Raw genomic sequence first — 16,179 nt, 5'->3', positions numbered from 1 at the left:
ATACTCCCCGCCGTGCGTACCCACGAGCACACGGTCATCATCGGGGCGAGCGCGGCCGGCGTGTCGGCCGCCCTGGCCATGCGTCAGGCCGATTACGACGGTGCGATCACCATGATCGACGCCGATCCGAACCTGCCGTACGAACGTCCCCCACTGTCCAAATCGTTACTCGGCATCTCCGAGTTCAAGCTCAAACCGATCATCGACGAACAGACTTATGCCGACCATTCCCTCGAACTCCGGCTCGGCGTACGGGTGCGCGCGCTCGACACCACCAGGCGGCGTGTCCATCTCGACGACGGCAGCCCGCCGCTCATCGCCGATCAAGTTCTGCTCGCCAGCGGCGTCCGGGCGCGGCGCCTGAACATTGCCGGCGCCCGCCTAGAGGGTGTCCTCTCGCTCCGCGACGCCGCCGACGCCGCGATCTTGAACCGGCAGCTCGGCGGGGGCGGGCCGCTGGTCATCATCGGTGCCGGATTCATCGGCCTCGAACTGGCGGCACAGGCCCGCGAACACGGGCTGGACGTGACCGTCGTGGAGCTGGCACCGCGGCCTCTGGTGCATGCGGTCGGCACCTCGATCGGCCACCTCGTGCACGATTTACACGCCGGGCACGGAACACCTTTTCACCTCGGTCGCACGGTGCGCGAATTCGCCGGCACCGGCAGGCTGGAATCGGTGCTGCTCGACGACGGCCGCCGGCTCCCGGCGGCGGCCGCCGTCGTCGGGATCGGCGTAGCACCGCGCGACGACCTCGCCATCATGTCCGGGCTCCGCACCGACCGGCACGGCATCGTGGTCGACCGGTTCGGCGCCTCCAGCAACCCGTGGATCTGGGCCGCCGGGGACGTCGCCAGCCAGCCGCATCCGGCACTGGCCGAACCCGGACGGATCGAGCACTGGGACACCGCGATGCGTCACGGCGCCGCCGTGGGCGCCTCCATGGCGGGCAGACCGGCCGAATTCACCGCCACCCCTTATGCGTGGTCGGATCAATTCGGCTTGACGTACCAATTGTTCGGCCGTCCCCGGCCCACCGACACGCTCGTGCTGCGAGCCGGTGCGACCCCTGAACGTTTCCTCGCTTTCTGGCTCCGTGACGAGCGCGTGATCGCCACCCTCGGACTCGATTCGCCACGCGAAGTCGCCGCCGCCCGCAGGCTCATCGAGCGCACCGCCGTGGTGCCGGCGGACGTTCTGGCCGACCCCTCGGCCAATCTCGCGCAGCTGGCCAAGGGCGTGCCCAAACCCGCCTGAGCGCCGCGAGCACCGTCCACATGCGACACGATCAGTAGGTCGCGCGCCCGCCGGAGATGTCGTAGACCGCGCCAGTCGAGAACGAGCAGGCGTCGGAGCCCAGCCAGGCAATGAGTTCGGCGACCTCGTCGGCCCGGCCGAGGCGGTTCATCGGTATCTTCGCCGCCATCGCGCGGACCAGATCCTGGTTGCCCCGGGTCACCATGGGTGTCTCGATCACCGCCGGCGCGACGGCGTTCACCAGCACGCCGGTCGTCGCGAGTTCCTTGCCGAGCGCCTTGGCGAACGCGATGACCCCGCCCTTCGAAGCCGAGTACGCCGCGTGGCCGGCGTTGCCCTCCTTGCCCGCGATCGAACTCAGCAGCACGATGCGCCCGTATTCGTTGCGCAGCATCAAAGGCACCGCGGCCCGGCAGGTCAGGAAAGTGCCCGTCAGGTTGACGGCGAGGACGCGCTGCCAGATCTCCGGGTCGAGTTCGGCGGTCGGTCCCGGGCGATGCGAAATGCCCGCGCTGCACACGACGATGTCGAGGCGGCCGTGCCGCTCGCCGATGCCCCGCACCAGATCGGCGACAGCGCCGGCATCGGAGACGTCGACCTGCCCGCACTCGGCACGCCCGCCGGCGGCGAGCACGCGGTCCGCGGTCTTCTGCGCGGCGGCCGGATCGAGGTCGGCCGCCACGATCAGGTGACCGTCCTCGGCGAGCCGATCGGCGGCCGCCGCCCCGAGACCCGAGCCAGCCCCGGTGATCAGCGCGATCCGTGGTTCATCCGACGACATTGTCATGGCCTCCATCGAGTTCGATCGGGCGCCCGGCGCAACTCCGCGTATAAGATACGGTACATCGAATGGCGAGGGGCCGGCACGGACCGGCCGTTTTTCCAGCAGGCAGAACCGTACCGTTGCTCCGCGGTCGCGCGCCGGGGTAGACCGGGCAGACGGGCATCGAAGAAGGGAACAGGTAAGCAATGGCGTGGCGACGGGCGTGCGGCCGGACGGATGTCGATGACGGCGAGGCGATGCAAACGGAGTGGGAGCCACCGGTCGCGGTGTTCAATGTCGACCGTGAGTTCTTCGCACTCGCCGACACCTGTACCCACGACGAGTCGTCACTGGCCGACGGCTATGTCGACGGCGACATCGTCGAATGTGCCTGGCATTTCGCCAAGTTCTCGATCCGGACGGGGGCCGTGCTGAGCCCGCCCGCGACCCGGCCGGTCTGCGCATACCAGGTACGGATCACCGGTGACGACGTCATGGTGGACGTTCCGGAATCAGGAGAATCGGCATGACGGCGACCACCGATCCGGTGCTGACCTACGAAAACACCCAGCGCATCGTGGAGACACCGGACTACCGGATCCAGATCAACGAAGCGGGTGCGGGTCACCCCGTATTCCTCATTCACGGCACCGGCCCCGGTGCGACCGGCTGGTCGAACTTCGCACCCAATATCCCGGTTCTCGCCCGCGATTTCCGGGTCATCGCGGTGACCATGCCGGGCTGGGGTGAATCGAGCGAACAGAATCTCACGACCGGGCGCGATCAGGCGGCGGCGACGCGGCAGCTGATGGACGCGCTCGAGATCGAGCGGGCCGCCTTTGTGGGCAACTCGATGGGCGGTGGGATCGCCTTCATGATGGCGACCGGTCACCGCGAGCGAGTGTCGCATGTGGTCACGATGGGCTCGGGCGTGTGGGGTCCCAGCGTGCTCGCCCCGGGCGGGCTTTCCGAGGGACTGCGGGTCCTGGGCGAGACGTACGAGGATCCGTCGGCGGAGAACTTCAAGCGGCTGGTCCAGGTCATGTGTTTCGACCCGTCGTTCGCCACGGACGAGCTGGCCGCGCAACGCTCACAAGCCGCGCTCGAACATCCCGAACACCTGAAGAACTGGCTGGACCTGGCCCGCGCCCAGGTCGGCGGCGAAGCGTTCCTCCAGGCGGCCGCCAAACTCCCGGAGTGCGACGTGCCGATGCTGCTGATCCACGGTCATGACGACCGGACCGTCCACTACGAGGTCAGCATGCGGGCGCTCGCGATGATTCCCGATTCGCGCCTGGTGCTGCTCAACCGGTGCGGACATTGGGCGCAGCTCGAACACGCCGACGAGTTCAACCGGCTCGTCCGCGATTTCCTCGTGAGCACGTGATGGGCTCGCTGGACGGCCGCGCCGTACTGATCACGGGCGGTGGATCGGGTCTCGGCCGGGCGCTGGCGGAGCGTTTCCTCGAAGAGGGCGCGCGCGTCGCGATTCTCGATCGGTCACCCGAGAAGCTCGCGCAGGTCACCAAGGACCTGGGACCCGATGTCCCGTGCGTGGCCGGAGATGTCACGTCCGCACGCGACAATGCGAAAGCGGTCGAGTCCGCGATCGCGGCGTTCGGGAAGCTCGACGTGTTCATCGGCAATGCCGGACTGTGGGATTTCGGCAAGCCGCTCACGGACATCGACCCCGACGAACTCGGACCCGCGTTCGACGAATTGTTCGCGGTCAACGTCAAGGCGTATCTACTCGGCGCCCGCGCTTCGGTCGACGCACTCCGGTCCACGCGCGGCAGCATGATCTTCACGTTGTCCAACGCGTCGTTCTTTCCGATGGGCGGCGGTCCGTTGTACACGGCGTCCAAACACGCCGGGGTCGGTGTCGTGCGCCAGCTCGCGTTCGAGCTCGCGCCGGAAATCCGGGTCAACGGGGTCGCTCCCGGCGGCATGGCCACCGATCTGCGTGGCCCGGGTGCGCTCGGACTCGAACGGAATTCGATCGGCGACATGCCGATCGGGGAATATCAGAAACGCTTTTCCGCACTGGAAATAGAGATCGAGCCCGCCGACTATGTCGGTGCCTACCTCCTGCTCGCTTCACCCACAGCGTCGCGGACGGTCACCGGCACGGTGTTCGACCTGAGCTCGGTGGGAACGCCGCAACGCCCGGCACCTTCGGCGTAATTTCTGCCAGCCGGAACGCTTCTCTATTCGGCTGCCGGCGGCGCACAGATACTGACCACGAGAACCAACCGGACAAGAGGACGGAGAGCTCATGGGAAACGTGCACGCGCTCGGTTACCTGGGCCTGGGCGTGCGTGATCTCGGCGCTTGGGAGCACTACGCGACGGACATCCTCGGTATGCAGGCCGAGCACACCGACAGCGACGGCACACCGACCTTGTTGCTACGTATGGACGAACGGCGGTACCGGCTCGCGCTGACCGCCGGCGAGGACGAGTTGACCTATGTCGGCTGGGAGGTCGCGGGCCCGGACGAACTCGACGCTGTGGTCCGCACTCTGGACGCGGCCGGCGTCGCACACAAGGAGGACGCCGCACTCGCCGAACTGCGCGGGGTGCGCCGGCTGGTCAGCTGTACCGACCCGGCTGGGGTCACGCTCGAATTCCATTACGGCGCAACGGCTCCGAAGCTTCCGTTCGTGTCGCCGACCGGCGCCACGTTCGTCACCACCACACCGGACGGCCGCGACCTCGGGCTCGGGCACGTGGTGGTCACCTGCGCGGATCCCGACACCGCGATCGCCTTCTACCGCGACGTGCTCGGCTTCAAGATCAGTGACTACATCGTGCCGATCCCGGGCCTGGTGCTGACCTTCCTGCACGTGAACCCGCGACACCATTCCCTCGCGGTGGCACCGAACCGGCCCGGCGCGGACACGAAGACCGAGATCAACCACTTCATGATCGAGGTCGCCGACGTCGACACGGTCGGGCGCGCGCTGGACAAGGTGCACGCGCAGAAGATCCAGAAGCTGGCCACGCTCGGCCGGCACACCAACGACAAGATGCTGTCGTTCTACATGCATTCACCGTCCGGCTTCGGGGTCGAGTACGGGACGCAGGGCCTGCTCATCGACGACGACAACTGGTCGGTCGTCACCTACGACGCGGCGGCCTACTGGGGCCACGAGTTCGACCAGGACTGAAACCGCCTGGCCGGTAACCAGATTCGGCAGAGAGAGAGGAGAGGCCATGACGGCATCGCGGAGCGTCGTCGACCGGCTCGACGAGCTCGTCAACGTGGAGACCGGCGAACTGGACCGCCGCATCTTCAGCGACGAAGAGATCTTCGATCTCGAGATGGAGCACATTTTCGGGCGCGCCTGGCTGTTCCTGTGTCACGAAAGCCAGATCCCGAAACGGGGCGACTTCTTCGAAGCGCCGATGGGCCGCGACAACGTGCTCGTGGTGCGGCAGCGCGACGGCGGTATCAAGGCACTGATCAACACGTGCAGCCACCGCGGGAACGCCGTGTGCCGCGCGGACGAGGGCAACGTCAAGAACTTCATGTGCACCTATCACGGGTGGACGTTCGACCTCGCCGGTGAACTGGTCGGCGTCCCGGGGCTCAAGGACTTCTACCACGACGAGCTGGACAAGTCGAAGCATCCGCTGCGGCGCGTGGCGCAACTGGACACCTACCAGGGATTCGTCTTCGCCACGATGGACCCCGAGGCGCCGCCGCTGCACGAGTTCCTCGGCCGCACCGGCCGGCTCAGCCTCGACCTGGTCGCCCAGCGCGGCGACATGGAGGTCGTGCCGGGGATCCAGAAGTTCGTGCTCAAGACCAACTGGAAGTTCCCGGCGGACAACACCTTCGACTTCTACCACCCGCAGATCACGCACATCTCCGCGCAGGCGGTCGGCATGGTGCCGAGCTCACCGGACACATTGGACTCCGGCGGGGCGATGACCCCGGAGGGCAAGAACCTCGGGGTGCAACGGTTGCGCACGGACACCGACACGATCGTGCTGCTGGCCGAATACGGCCATGCGATCTCCGGCCCGTCCTGGTCCGCGGTCATGTCGGCGCTGCCACCGGAGTACATGTCCATCTTCGAATGGCACGACCGGCCCGAGACAGCGGCCGCACTCGGCCCCCTCGGGCTCCAGATCGGTGGCCACCCGCACGTCTTCCCGAACAGCTGGATCACCTTCGACGGGCAGTTGAGCCTGCGGGTGCCGCGGACCGTCGACACCACCGAGATCTGGTGGTTCAGCTTCCGCAACCGCGCAGACAGTGCGGAGGCACAGAAAGCGCACCTGGGCAGGCAGATCCATTCGTTCGGGCCGGCGGGTTTCCTGGAGCAGGAAGACGGCGAGAACTGGTCGCAGAGCATGGCGCAGACCCGCGGTGGCGAGGCGCGGAACGTGCCGCAGTTGCTGAAGATGGGGCTGGGACGGGGAAAGATCGTCCAGGACGACGGCCTCGCCAAGATCGAAGCCCCGGTCAACGAGCACGCGCAGCTGTGGACCTATCTGGTGTGGAAGGAATGGCTCAAGCGCCCGAGCTGGGACGAGTTGCGGCGCAACACCAAACCCGGTGAATCCATCTGAGCGAGGGCTGATCGAGATGAGCACGCACACCGACACCGAGGCCGCCATCGACCCGGCGAAACTGGCCAGGATGTACCGGCAGTACGAGGTCGAGGAGTTCTACACCGACGAGGCGGCGCTGCTGGACAGCCACAGCTACGACCAGTGGCTCGCGCTGTTCACGGACGACACGCATTACTTCATGCCGATCCGGCGGACCATGTCCCGGCGGGAACTGTCCCGCGAGTTCACCAAACCCGGCGAGATGGCGTTCTTCGACGACGACAAGCAGATCCTGTCGGGCCGGGTCGCCAAGCTCGCCACCGGCACGGCCTGGGCCGAGGACCCGCCGTCGCGGACCCGGCACCTGGTGACCAACGTCCGGATCATCGAGGACACCGGCACCGAACTGACGGCCGAGACGAATTTCCTGCTGTACCGGACGCGGCTCAAGTCCGAAGAGGACCAATGGATCGGCCGGCGGGAGGATGTCCTGCGCCGCACCGACGACGGCTTCCGGATCGCGCGGCGTTACATCTTCCTGGAGCAGACCGTGTTGCTGTCGCAGAACTTGAGCAACTTCTTCTGATCGTGTCCGGTGTGGACCATTCAGCCCGCGGCGTTCTTCGCCGCGGGCTTCCGGGCTGCCTTCTTCCGCCTCACGGGTTTCGTGGCGGGCAGGGTGTCCGGCTCGAAGATGCCGTTCGAGGCCAGCAGCAGCAACCGGTCCACGATGTCCGATCCGTCCGTGCCCTGCTCCACCGCGAGCGACAGCGCGTACAAGAACATCATGAGGTCGACGATGGTCACCTCGGGCCGGATCACGCCGGCGGCATGCGCGCGGTCCACCAATTCGGCGCCGCGTTCGGCGAGGATGTCGTAGCAGCTGGCCGCGTCGAACGGCGGGCGCTGCTGGCGCCCCAGCATCAGCGACTCGGCCAGGCCCCTGGTCGCGGCTACGTAAGCGCCGACCGACCGCAACCAGGCAAACAATGCCGAGGCGGGATCGACATTGTCGGCCAGCTCGCGCGATTCCTCGACCAGACGCACGACACGGCCGTGGAACACGGCTTCGAGCAGCTCGTACCGCGTCGCGAAGTGCCGGTACAGCGTCGCCGAACCGACGCCGGCCTGCCTCGCGATCTCCTCGAGCGAGGCGTCCGCGCCGTGGACGGCGATCGCGTCCGCCGCCGCCGCGACGATCTGGTCGTAGTTCCGCCGCGCGTCCTTACGCGTCGCGCGTCGCGGTGCCGCCGCCGTCATCCGTCCTCCAGATCAACGCTGCCCCTGGGGCAGTTTTTCCATTGTACGCGGGAATTCGGCAGAATTCCGAAGACCTCAGAATGCGTGCTCGACCGTCAGCGATGCGCGAGACGCGTCGCAATGGTGCGGATCCGGATGGACGGCGTGCTCGATCACGCGATCGAGATTCCGCCGGGTTTCCTCCAGTTGCGCGATGCTCTCGGTGATGAGCGCGCGTTCGACGCGGAGGCGTTCGACGATCTCGGGTTCCGCGTGCCCGGCATCGATGCACGGCAGGATGGCGGCGATGGTGCGGCTGCCGAGCCCGGCGGCGTAGAAATGCTGGATCAGCCGCACCCGATCGACCGCCGAATCCCCGTACTCCCGCTGGCCACTCGGTGTGCGCTCGGCAGTGAGGATCCCCTGCTCCTCGTAGTAGCGCAGCGCGCGGGTGCTCACGTTCGCCTTGCTGGCCAGCTCCCCGATTCGCATCCGCCCGTCCTCCGATGTCGTGTCGGTCACCATCACCCGACGTCACCTTGCCCTTGACGTCAACGTCAGGTTTTAGCCTACCAGCGAGCACCTGGATACCGCCCTGAAAGGAAACCCATGGATGTCACTGGCTCGATCGCACTCGTCACCGGCGCGAATCGCGGCATCGGCCGCCGGTTCGTCGACGAACTGCTCACGCGAGGAGCCGCGAAGGTCTATGCCACGGCACGGCGTCCCGAGCTGATCGAAGCGTCCGACCCGCGGGTGGTGCCACTGCACCTCGATCTGCTGGACGCGCAGTCGGTGGCGAACGCCGCCGCCGCGGCCTCCGATGTCACGCTGCTGGTCAACAACGCCGGCGTCGCGACGCACGCGAACCTTCTGACGGGCGACCTGGAGCAGATCCGGCTCGAACACGACACGCATTTCTTCGGCACCTTGGCCGTGACCCGTGCGTTCGCGCCGGTTCTCGCCGCCAACGGCGGAGGCGCGGTCGTGAACATCCTCTCGGTCCTGTCGTGGATGGCCAACAACGCCGCGGGCGCCTACTGCACCGCCAAGGCGGCCGAGTGGAGCCTGACCAACGTGCTGCGCCTCGATCTCGCCGGCCAGAAGACCCTGGTGCAGGCCGTGCATCTGGGCGCGGCGGACACCGACATCATGGCCGGCTACGACGTCCCGAAGATCGATCCGATCGAGGTCGCGCGAGCCAGCCTGGACGGCGTCCAGTCGGGCGCGGTCGAGGTCCTGATCGACGATGCGAGCCGCTTCGTGAAATCCTCGCTCGCGACGGATCCCGCGGAGTTCTACGCCCAGTCGCTGACGAACTGACGCTCAACGGGCCACGCGACCGCCCGTCGCGCGGCCCGTCCCATTACTGCGGCGTGAGCATCACAACTGGGAGGCACCGCCGTCCACGGGGAACTCGGCGCCCGTGGTGTAGGTGGCGTGGAAAGCCAGGAACGCCACCGCCTTCGCGACCTCGCCGGAGTCGCCGAACCGCAGCATGGGGTTGTTCGCCGTCATCTGTGCCCTGGTCTGCTCGGCCGCGTCCCTCGGCATCGACCTCTCCAGGATGCCGGTGTCGATAGGACCGGGGCTGATCGCGTTGACCCGGATCCGCCGCGGCAGCAACTCCCGAGCCAGGCTACGGGTCATGGAGCGCAACGCCGCTTTGCTGGCCGCGTACGCACTGACCGTCGGCATCCCTTTGACGTTCGCGACCGAGGTGGTGAGCACGACGCCGCTGCCGTCGCGCAGCAACGGCAGGAACTTCTGCACGGTGAAGTAGGCGCCCTTGGCGTTGATCGCGAACAGCTCGTCGTACACCTGCTCGGACATCGCTTCGAAGGACACGGACCGGGTCACGCCGGCGTTCACGAACAGGGCGTCCACAAGGCCGAACTCCGCCTTCGCCCGGCCGGCGAGTGCGTCCACATCGGACAGTGACGCCACGTCGCCGAGGACGGTCACCGCGCTCTCACCAAGCTGTTCGTGAGCGGAATCGAGCGTGGCCCGGGTGCGACCACTGATCAGAACCCGCGCTCCACCACCGGCGAACAATTTCGCCGTGGCCAGACCGACACCGCTGCTGCCACCCGTGATCACGACATTCTTACCTTCGTACTCGCCCATGACCTCCAGTGAAGAACACCTGCCGGCGCACCGTCCAAGACCTGTTCCGCACGTCGTCATACCGCAAACGCATGACGAGTAGACTCGCTGTGCGTGGACTTGGACTTGCGGCTGGTGCGGTACTTCGCCGTGGTCGCGGAGCACCTGAACTTCGGGCGCGCGGCAGCCGCCCTGCATCTCGCCCAGCCGTCGCTCAGCCGCCAGATCCAGCGTCTGGAACACGAGCTCGGTGTGCGGCTGTTCGACCGCACCCCGCAGGGCAGCCATCTCACCGAAGCCGGCCGGGCATTTCTCCCGCAGGCACGGATGCTGCTGCACGCCGCGCGCCAGGCGGAGCTCACCGCGCGCTCCGCCGCGCCTCAGCGGGAGATCACGGTCGGCTATGTCGCGGACCTGGTGATCACGGCGGCGGTGCGGGAACTACGCCGCCGGTATCCTGATGCCCACGTCAGCACTCGCCACCTGACCTGGCAGGACACCCACGCACTGCCCGAGCTCCGGGTGGACGCGCTCGTGGCCCGGCGGCCGCTACCGTTCCCGGCGGACCAGCTGCGCGTGACCGTCCTCTACGACGAGCCGAGGGTTCTGGTGGTGCCGATGTCGCATCGCTTCGCCGGCAAGGAATCCGTCACGCTCGACGACCTCGCCGACGAGCCTCTCGTCGCCTGCACCAGCTCTCCCACGATCTGGAGCGGGCCACTCGAATCGGTCCTCGACGGCAGCTTCGAGGACAAGCTCGAAGTCATCGCCGACGGCCGCGCCATCGCCATCCTGCCCGCCGGCGATCGGCGCAGCACGCTGCGCCCGGACCTCACGACAGTGCCCGTCGAGGGCATCGACCCGTGCCAGGTCGTGCTCGCCACCCGCGCCGGCGACCCCAACCCGCTGGCGGGCGCCCTCCACGAGATCGCCGTGACCTCATCGGTGTTCCGGGTTGAGTTCTTCGAGTGAGCGGTCGTGGGTTTCGGGCGCCCACACGGCTGATGCGGCGAGCGCGACGTACATGACGGCGAGCATGACGAAGACACCGACGATGCCGCCCGCGGCGAACAGGGCGACGGCGAGCAGGGGCATGACAGCGCCTGAGACGTTGCCGATGCCGTTGACGACCGACGTGCCCAGGGCGCGCACCCGGGTCGGGTACAACTCCGGGGACCACGCGGCCAGCGTGGTATTGAGCAGCAAGGCGAAGAACTGGAAGGTCGCGCCGAGGACGAGAATCAAGGCGACCCCGTGGGCGAAGAGCGCGAAGGCGACGGCGGCGGCGCAGCCCAGAATCGCGGCGGAGACGACAACGGTTTTGCGTGGAGCACGCCCGGCGAGGTAGGCCGACGCGCAGGCGCCGAGCAGGCTGCCGAAGTTCATCACCATCGTGAAGGCCAGGCTGCTCGTGACGCTGTATCCCTGCGCGACGAGGATCGAGGGCATCAGGACGAGCAGCGTGACCTGCGCGCCGAACGACATCCAGGACGCGATTCCGATGGCGGCGGTGCGGCGCAAGGAAATGCGGGTGACGAGCTCGGTGAGCCGGACACGGTCACCCGCGGCGTCAGGAATATCCTCTGTGGACAGATAGGGCGTGACCTCGGCCGGGCGCCGGCTGAGCCTGCCCGACGCCAGGACGGTGAGCGCGGTGTTGGCTTCGTCGACGCGACCTTGGGCGAGCAGGAACCGTGGCGATTCGGGTAGGTAGCGACGGAAGACCACCACCAGGACCGCGGGCAGTGCCAGCAGGACGAACAGCCAGCGCCAGCTCAGCGAGGTTCCGCCGAGTGCGTCGTTGAGCGGTCCGAGGACCAGCAGGAACAGCCCGAAAGCGACGAAGTTGCCGACCCCGCCGGAACCGATGTTGAGCGACGCGGACACGGTGCCGCGGTAGCGGGTGGCGACTATTTCCGCGAGCAGGGCGAGTCCGACGGTGAATTCCCCGCCCAGCCCGACTCCGACGATGAACCGGCTCAGGTGCAGGATCTCCGCGTTCGGCGCGATCGCGCTCAGGATCCCGCCCAGGGTGTAGAGCAGCAGGTTCAGGCTGAGGGCGAAGCGCCGGCCCTTGCGGTCGGCGAGGTAACCGGTGACCAGGCGCCCCACCAGACCGCCGATCGTGGTGACCGTGTTGAGCAGGGCGAGCTGACCGGTGTCCATGCCGAAGCTGGCTTTGAGGCCCTCCCCGATCGCGCCGGTGGCGTCCTGCTCGAGCGCGTCGAAGAACATTCCCGCGAGGACCAGCGCCACCACGCCGGCGTGGGCCCTGGTGAACCCGATGCGGTCGAGCGCGCCCGCGAGGCCGCCGCCAGGTGAGTGGACCGTCTCCACTTTGGACAGTGCTGCTTCGTTCGCTGGTTCCGTGCGATCCATGAATGACCTCCGTCGAACGGTGAGGCTTTTGGTATACCAACCTGCTCTTTCTGATCACCAGGGCTGACGTGTTAAAGCGAGGTAAGACAGTCGGACTTCGGGTTGCGAACGAGTAAATCGCCAGGTCGAAGTGGTCGGACGAGCCATGGTTCGCCAACCGGTGAGACTGGGCAATCTCAGCACCCTGGGTTATCTTGTATGCCATGATGGTTTCTGAGGCGGCGGGCGACGACGATCAGCCACGGGCCCGCAAGGTGTACGAGTACCTGCGCGACGGAATCATCGACGGGGATTTCCCGCCCGGAAGCCGGTTGCTCGAGCGGGAACTGTCCGAGCGCCTGGGGGTTTCGCGCATCCCGATCCGGGAGGCACTCCCCCAGCTCGAGGCCGAGGGACTGATCACCACCCTGCCGCGACGGGGCGCGGTGGTCACACGGCTGACCTTGCGCGACATCGACGAGCTGTTCAATGTGCGGACGAGCCTGGAGGTGCTGGCCGCACGGCTGGCGAGTCAGCAGCCACATTCGTCGGCGACGGCGGCCCTGGAACCGGCATTGGCCCGCGCCGAACTCGCCACTGCGGACGGCTCGAAGAGCGAGATCGCGGCGGCCAACTCGGCTTTCCACGAAGCGATCGTGCGACTGTCGGCGAACCGCCTGCTCCAGTCGATGATGGCGCCGATCAACGCCCGGGTGCGGTGGTTGTTCCGACTGACCTCCGATCGCGATCCGGGTGTCCTGTGCAGCGAGCACCACGAGCTGTACGACGCGATCCGCAACGGCGAGGTCGAACTCGCCGCGTCACTGGCGTTCGCCCATGTCGAACGTGGCCGCCGCCCGTCCTTGGCATCCTTGGCAGGCGTGCTGCCCGCCGGAGCCGAGCCGAACCAAGAGGACCTCGCATGACAGGCACGCCGCGACCCTTCGCCGTGACGGCCACCTCGCACTGGCCCAACTACCTGCCCGAGTACATCGCCGCCGACCACGGCTACTTCGCCGACGAAGGGCTGGACTTCCGGCGCTGGGCACCCGAGCCCTGGACCGGTGTGCTCGACGACCTCGACGAGGGTCGTGCGCACGTCGCCCTCGGCGGCATCTGGGTGCCCGCGATGTATCACGGCCGCGGCCGTGAATACCGGGCGTTCGCGGCGCTCAATGCCCGTAACCCCAAGGCATTCGTGACCAGGGAGCCCGTTCGTGACTTCGGCTTGGCGGACCTTGCCGGCAAGACCGTGCTCGCCCCTGGCGCCGGGAGCGCCGCCTACTACATCCACACCGCGGGGCTGCTGCGTCGCGCCGGCGTCGACCCGGCCGAGGTCCGCTTCATCCGCGACCTGTCAGGCGGGGTCCTCACCGAACTGTTCTGCGGCGGTCTGGGCGACGTGCTCATCACCGACGTTGTGAACGCCACCGTGCTGGAGCGCGGCGGGCGCGGGCACATCGCCCTGCGCGTCGACTCCCTCGGGTTGATGCCCAACAGCGTCTACTACACCAGCCCCAGCCGCCTCGACGACGAGAACCGGCTGCCGTGGGCGTTCTGCAGGGCGCTTGTCCGTGCCTGCCAGTGGCTGGCCGAGAACCCGGCCCGCGAGGCGAAAACGTTGCTACGGAAGGAATGGCCCGCGCTCGACACGGGACTGCTGATCGACGTCGTCGACGATTTGCGAGGAACCGGTCTGTGGGCCGACATCCGCATCGACCGCGACTCCTACGAGGAATGGCAGGACATGATCGCGGAGGAGCATCTCATCGACGGTCCCATTGATTTCGCCGATCTCGTCGACCCTCGCCCCGCCGACGCCGCCGTCGTTCACTAGGAGCGGGACGTGGTCCTGATCCTGACCCACGCCGACATCACCGCCGCGCTCTCGATGATCTCCCCCGAGGAGATCATCGACGCCGTCGAGACCGCGCACGCCGACCTGGCCGCGGGCACCGCGACCCAGCCCGCGCGCACGCCCGCCCACGTACCCGGCTCCACCGCCGTGCTCGTTCCCATGACCGCGGCCCTCAATCACACAGCCGGTGTGAAGCTGCTCGCCGATGTCCCCGCCAATTCCGCCGCCGGCCGTCCGGTCCAGCAGTCGGCCATCGTCCTGGCCGACCCCCATACCGGCACGTGCGAGGCATTCCTCGACGGCGCCGCCATCACCCGGCACCGCACCGCCGCCACTTCCGCCGTCGCCACCCGCCATCTGGCCCGGTCCGACAGCCACCTCCTCGGGCTCGTCGGCGCCGGCCCGCAGGCCCGCGCGCACCTCAGCGCGCTACGCCGGGTCCGCCCCATCGACCACGTCATCGTCTGGAGCCGCCACCACGCCACCGCGGCCCGCTTCGCCGAGGAGATGACTGAACCCGGGTTGCGCATCGACATCGCCACGACGCCGCATGACGCCGTCCGTCGTGCGGACATCGTCTGTACCGTGACGCCGGCACGCACTCCGATCGTGCGGGGCGCCTGGTTCCCCGACGGACTCCACGTCAACGCCGTCGGCGCACCACCGAGGCCCGATCACCGGGAAATCGACACCGACGCCGTCACCCGTGCACGCCTGATCATCGACAGCCTGCACACGGCGACGCACGAGTCCGGGGCCATCATGGTTCCCCTCGCCGCTGGCGATCTCACCACGGATGACCTGACCACCGAACTCGGAGACGTCGTGCGCGGCAGCAAACCCGGCCGTACCAACGACACCGAGATCACGCTGTTCAACTCGGTCGGCCTCGCCATCCAGGACATGGCCGCCGCGCGCCTCGTCCTCGACACCGCGCGCGCCCAAGGCCTCGGCACGCCCGTGGACCTGACCGGCGTAGCACCATCGCCACGCGCGTTCGCCGGTTGAGCGGTCGGCGGGGTACGAGATCACACTGAGCAGCTTGCTGGCGCGGGTGGACTCGCGCTGGCCGCCGGTGGTTCGTGGACGATGTCCGCGGCTCGTGTTCGGCAGCACCGTGCAACCGCCGCGCGTACTGGGCGCGCTCGGGCCGGGCACGCTCGGGCTCACCGCCAGTGCTGATCACGTGTGCCTGTACGTGCTCGGGGCGCTGCGGCAGTGGCGCACCCTCGCTGCGCTGCCGGGCTGGCACTGCTGGCGAATCCCGGAGGGCGTCACGCCCCAGTACATCTCGGCCCGTTGATCACGACATTGCCTCGCCACCAGCGATCCGCGCCGGCTACTCCCGCTACCGCCCGTGGCCGAATAGTCCTCGGTGCCGTGCCCAGCATGTCCACTTCGGACGGTTGAACCCCGATACTCAGTCTTCCCGTGCCATCGCTTCCAGCGCCTGGTCGTGGATCGCCAGCACGCGCGCGTCGAGTTGGTCGACCGGCAGGTCGAGGTCGCGGGCGAGCGCTTCCCGGAAGATGAGGTAACCCTTGTAGGCCGCCACCATGAACGCGTGCATCGCGATCGCGTCTGAGCCGGGCGGGAGGGCGCCGGTGTGCTGATCCCGTTCCAGCGCGGCTTTCGTCTTCTCGATCTCCGGCAACGGGTGGTAGTCGGGATCGCCGTCGATGGCGAGCAGCGCCTCCACCAGAGTGGACGCGGGGTTGGCCAGCGCACTGCGGAACATGGCCTTGCGGCGGCCGAGAAACGATTTTTCCCAATGCCGTTGCGCCCCGGCCGCCCACTCGCGCGCCCGGTGGGCGACCGCCGCCCTCAACAGCGACCGCCGGTCGCCGAAGTACTGGTAGATCTGGCCGCGGTTCACCCCGGACCGCTCGGCCACCTCCTGCAGGTTGAGCCCGGCGAAGATGCCGTCCCGCTGGAGCAGGTCGAAGGTCGTCTGGAGCAGGTCGGCCTCGGTGCGAGCCCGGTCCCGCGACCGCCGGCCCTGCGCCGCTTGCCCGGCGGTGTCGTTCATGTCATCC

19 protein-coding genes are annotated in these 16,179 nt (G+C 67.9%); 13 read left to right on the top strand and 6 right to left on the bottom strand.

The genetic code is table 11. From position 1 onward, the window contains the following. The first annotated feature begins 12 nt into the window (after window positions 1-12). The gene (locus LOZ83_RS19435) at window positions 13-1,257 is read left to right on the top strand and encodes an FAD-dependent oxidoreductase (RefSeq protein WP_236792266.1); all 1,245 of its coding nucleotides are present in this window, start codon (window positions 13-15) and stop codon (window positions 1,255-1,257) included. 31 nt (window positions 1,258-1,288) lie between these two features. Here LOZ83_RS19435 and LOZ83_RS19430 read toward each other — a convergent pair whose 3' ends face one another. Next, window positions 1,289-2,038, bottom strand: a complete 750-nt coding sequence (locus LOZ83_RS19430) for an SDR family NAD(P)-dependent oxidoreductase (RefSeq protein ID WP_236792265.1) — start codon at window positions 2,036-2,038, stop codon at window positions 1,289-1,291. Between the two features lie 188 nt (window positions 2,039-2,226). Here LOZ83_RS19430 and LOZ83_RS19425 point away from each other — a divergent pair, with 188 nt between their 5' ends. The 6 genes from LOZ83_RS19425 to LOZ83_RS19400 all read left to right on the top strand — a co-directional run bounded on the left by LOZ83_RS19425 (window position 2,227) and on the right by LOZ83_RS19400 (window position 7,168). Further along, window positions 2,227-2,550 (top strand): non-heme iron oxygenase ferredoxin subunit, encoded by a 324-nt coding sequence (locus tag LOZ83_RS19425; protein ID WP_236792264.1) that lies wholly within the window; start codon window positions 2,227-2,229, stop codon window positions 2,548-2,550. Next, on the top strand, window positions 2,547-3,407 hold the full coding sequence (locus tag LOZ83_RS19420) for an alpha/beta fold hydrolase (protein WP_236792263.1): 861 nt from the start codon (window positions 2,547-2,549) through the stop codon (window positions 3,405-3,407). The genes LOZ83_RS19425 and LOZ83_RS19420 overlap by 4 nt, the downstream gene beginning before the upstream one ends. Next, the gene (gene hcaB, locus LOZ83_RS19415; protein ID WP_236792262.1) at window positions 3,407-4,204 is read left to right on the top strand and encodes a 3-(cis-5,6-dihydroxycyclohexa-1,3-dien-1-yl)propanoate dehydrogenase; all 798 of its coding nucleotides are present in this window, start codon (window positions 3,407-3,409) and stop codon (window positions 4,202-4,204) included. Before LOZ83_RS19420 ends, hcaB begins: the two co-directional genes overlap by 1 nt. A gap of 91 nt (window positions 4,205-4,295) precedes the next feature. Further along, window positions 4,296-5,189, top strand: a complete 894-nt coding sequence (locus LOZ83_RS19410) for a VOC family protein (RefSeq protein ID WP_236792261.1) — start codon at window positions 4,296-4,298, stop codon at window positions 5,187-5,189. Window positions 5,190-5,235: 46 nt separating this feature from the next. Further along, entirely contained in the window at window positions 5,236-6,600 is a 1,365-nt protein-coding gene (locus LOZ83_RS19405; RefSeq protein WP_236792260.1) for a Rieske 2Fe-2S domain-containing protein, read from the top strand. Window positions 6,601-6,616: 16 nt separating this feature from the next. Further along, window positions 6,617-7,168 carry a 3-phenylpropionate/cinnamic acid dioxygenase subunit beta gene (locus LOZ83_RS19400; RefSeq protein ID WP_236792259.1) on the top strand — a complete coding sequence of 184 codons (552 nt, stop codon included), beginning with the start codon at window positions 6,617-6,619 and terminating at the stop codon, window positions 7,166-7,168. Between the two features lie 20 nt (window positions 7,169-7,188). Here the strand turns inward: LOZ83_RS19400 and LOZ83_RS19395 are convergent, their stop codons facing one another. Both LOZ83_RS19395 and LOZ83_RS19390 read right to left on the bottom strand, forming a co-directional pair. After that, a complete protein-coding gene (locus tag LOZ83_RS19395; protein WP_236792258.1) occupies window positions 7,189-7,842 on the bottom strand; it encodes a TetR/AcrR family transcriptional regulator in 654 nt (217 codons plus the stop codon). 75 nt (window positions 7,843-7,917) lie between these two features. After that, on the bottom strand, window positions 7,918-8,346 hold the full coding sequence (locus tag LOZ83_RS19390; protein ID WP_308190279.1) for a MerR family transcriptional regulator: 429 nt from the start codon (window positions 8,344-8,346) through the stop codon (window positions 7,918-7,920). Between the two features lie 84 nt (window positions 8,347-8,430). Here LOZ83_RS19390 and LOZ83_RS19385 point away from each other — a divergent pair, with 84 nt between their 5' ends. Beyond that, entirely contained in the window at window positions 8,431-9,144 is a 714-nt protein-coding gene (locus tag LOZ83_RS19385; protein ID WP_236792257.1) for an SDR family oxidoreductase, read from the top strand. A 60-nt stretch (window positions 9,145-9,204) separates the two neighbouring features. On the opposite strand, the gene LOZ83_RS19380 is transcribed toward LOZ83_RS19385, so the two are convergent. Next, window positions 9,205-9,948 (bottom strand): SDR family oxidoreductase, encoded by a 744-nt coding sequence (locus LOZ83_RS19380; RefSeq protein ID WP_236792256.1) that lies wholly within the window; start codon window positions 9,946-9,948, stop codon window positions 9,205-9,207. 93 nt (window positions 9,949-10,041) lie between these two features. Here LOZ83_RS19380 and LOZ83_RS19375 point away from each other — a divergent pair, with 93 nt between their 5' ends. Beyond that, entirely contained in the window at window positions 10,042-10,899 is an 858-nt protein-coding gene (locus LOZ83_RS19375; RefSeq protein WP_236792255.1) for a LysR family transcriptional regulator, read from the top strand. On the opposite strand, the gene LOZ83_RS19370 is transcribed toward LOZ83_RS19375, so the two are convergent. After that, window positions 10,867-12,306 (bottom strand): MFS transporter, encoded by a 1,440-nt coding sequence (locus LOZ83_RS19370; RefSeq protein ID WP_236792254.1) that lies wholly within the window; start codon window positions 12,304-12,306, stop codon window positions 10,867-10,869. The genes LOZ83_RS19375 and LOZ83_RS19370 overlap by 33 nt on opposite strands. A gap of 203 nt (window positions 12,307-12,509) precedes the next feature. Here LOZ83_RS19370 and LOZ83_RS19365 point away from each other — a divergent pair, with 203 nt between their 5' ends. The 4 genes from LOZ83_RS19365 to LOZ83_RS19350 are packed head-to-tail and all read left to right on the top strand — an operon-like array spanning window position 12,510 to window position 15,446. Further along, a complete protein-coding gene (locus tag LOZ83_RS19365; RefSeq protein ID WP_236792253.1) occupies window positions 12,510-13,211 on the top strand; it encodes a GntR family transcriptional regulator in 702 nt (233 codons plus the stop codon). Next, entirely contained in the window at window positions 13,208-14,122 is a 915-nt protein-coding gene (locus LOZ83_RS19360) for an ABC transporter substrate-binding protein (protein WP_236792252.1), read from the top strand. The genes LOZ83_RS19365 and LOZ83_RS19360 overlap by 4 nt, the downstream gene beginning before the upstream one ends. 9 nt (window positions 14,123-14,131) lie before the next feature. Further along, window positions 14,132-15,151: an ornithine cyclodeaminase family protein gene (locus LOZ83_RS19355; RefSeq protein ID WP_236792251.1), complete on the top strand. Its 1,020-nt coding sequence runs from the start codon at window positions 14,132-14,134 to the stop codon at window positions 15,149-15,151. A 34-nt stretch (window positions 15,152-15,185) separates the two neighbouring features. Continuing rightward, window positions 15,186-15,446, top strand: a complete 261-nt coding sequence (locus LOZ83_RS19350) for a hypothetical protein (protein ID WP_236792250.1) — start codon at window positions 15,186-15,188, stop codon at window positions 15,444-15,446. Between the two features lie 117 nt (window positions 15,447-15,563). Here LOZ83_RS19350 and LOZ83_RS19345 read toward each other — a convergent pair whose 3' ends face one another. Continuing rightward, complete coding sequence (locus LOZ83_RS19345) at window positions 15,564-16,172, bottom strand: TetR/AcrR family transcriptional regulator (RefSeq protein WP_236792249.1); 609 nt, start codon at window positions 16,170-16,172, stop codon at window positions 15,564-15,566. Window positions 16,173-16,179 lie beyond the last annotated feature (7 nt).

Origin of the sequence: Amycolatopsis sp. GM8 (assembly GCF_021653975.1) — a bacterium.
In the GTDB taxonomy this organism is placed as follows: Bacteria; Actinomycetota; Actinomycetes; order Mycobacteriales; family Pseudonocardiaceae; genus Amycolatopsis_E.
This window is presented reverse-complemented; position numbering and strand designations above follow the sequence as displayed.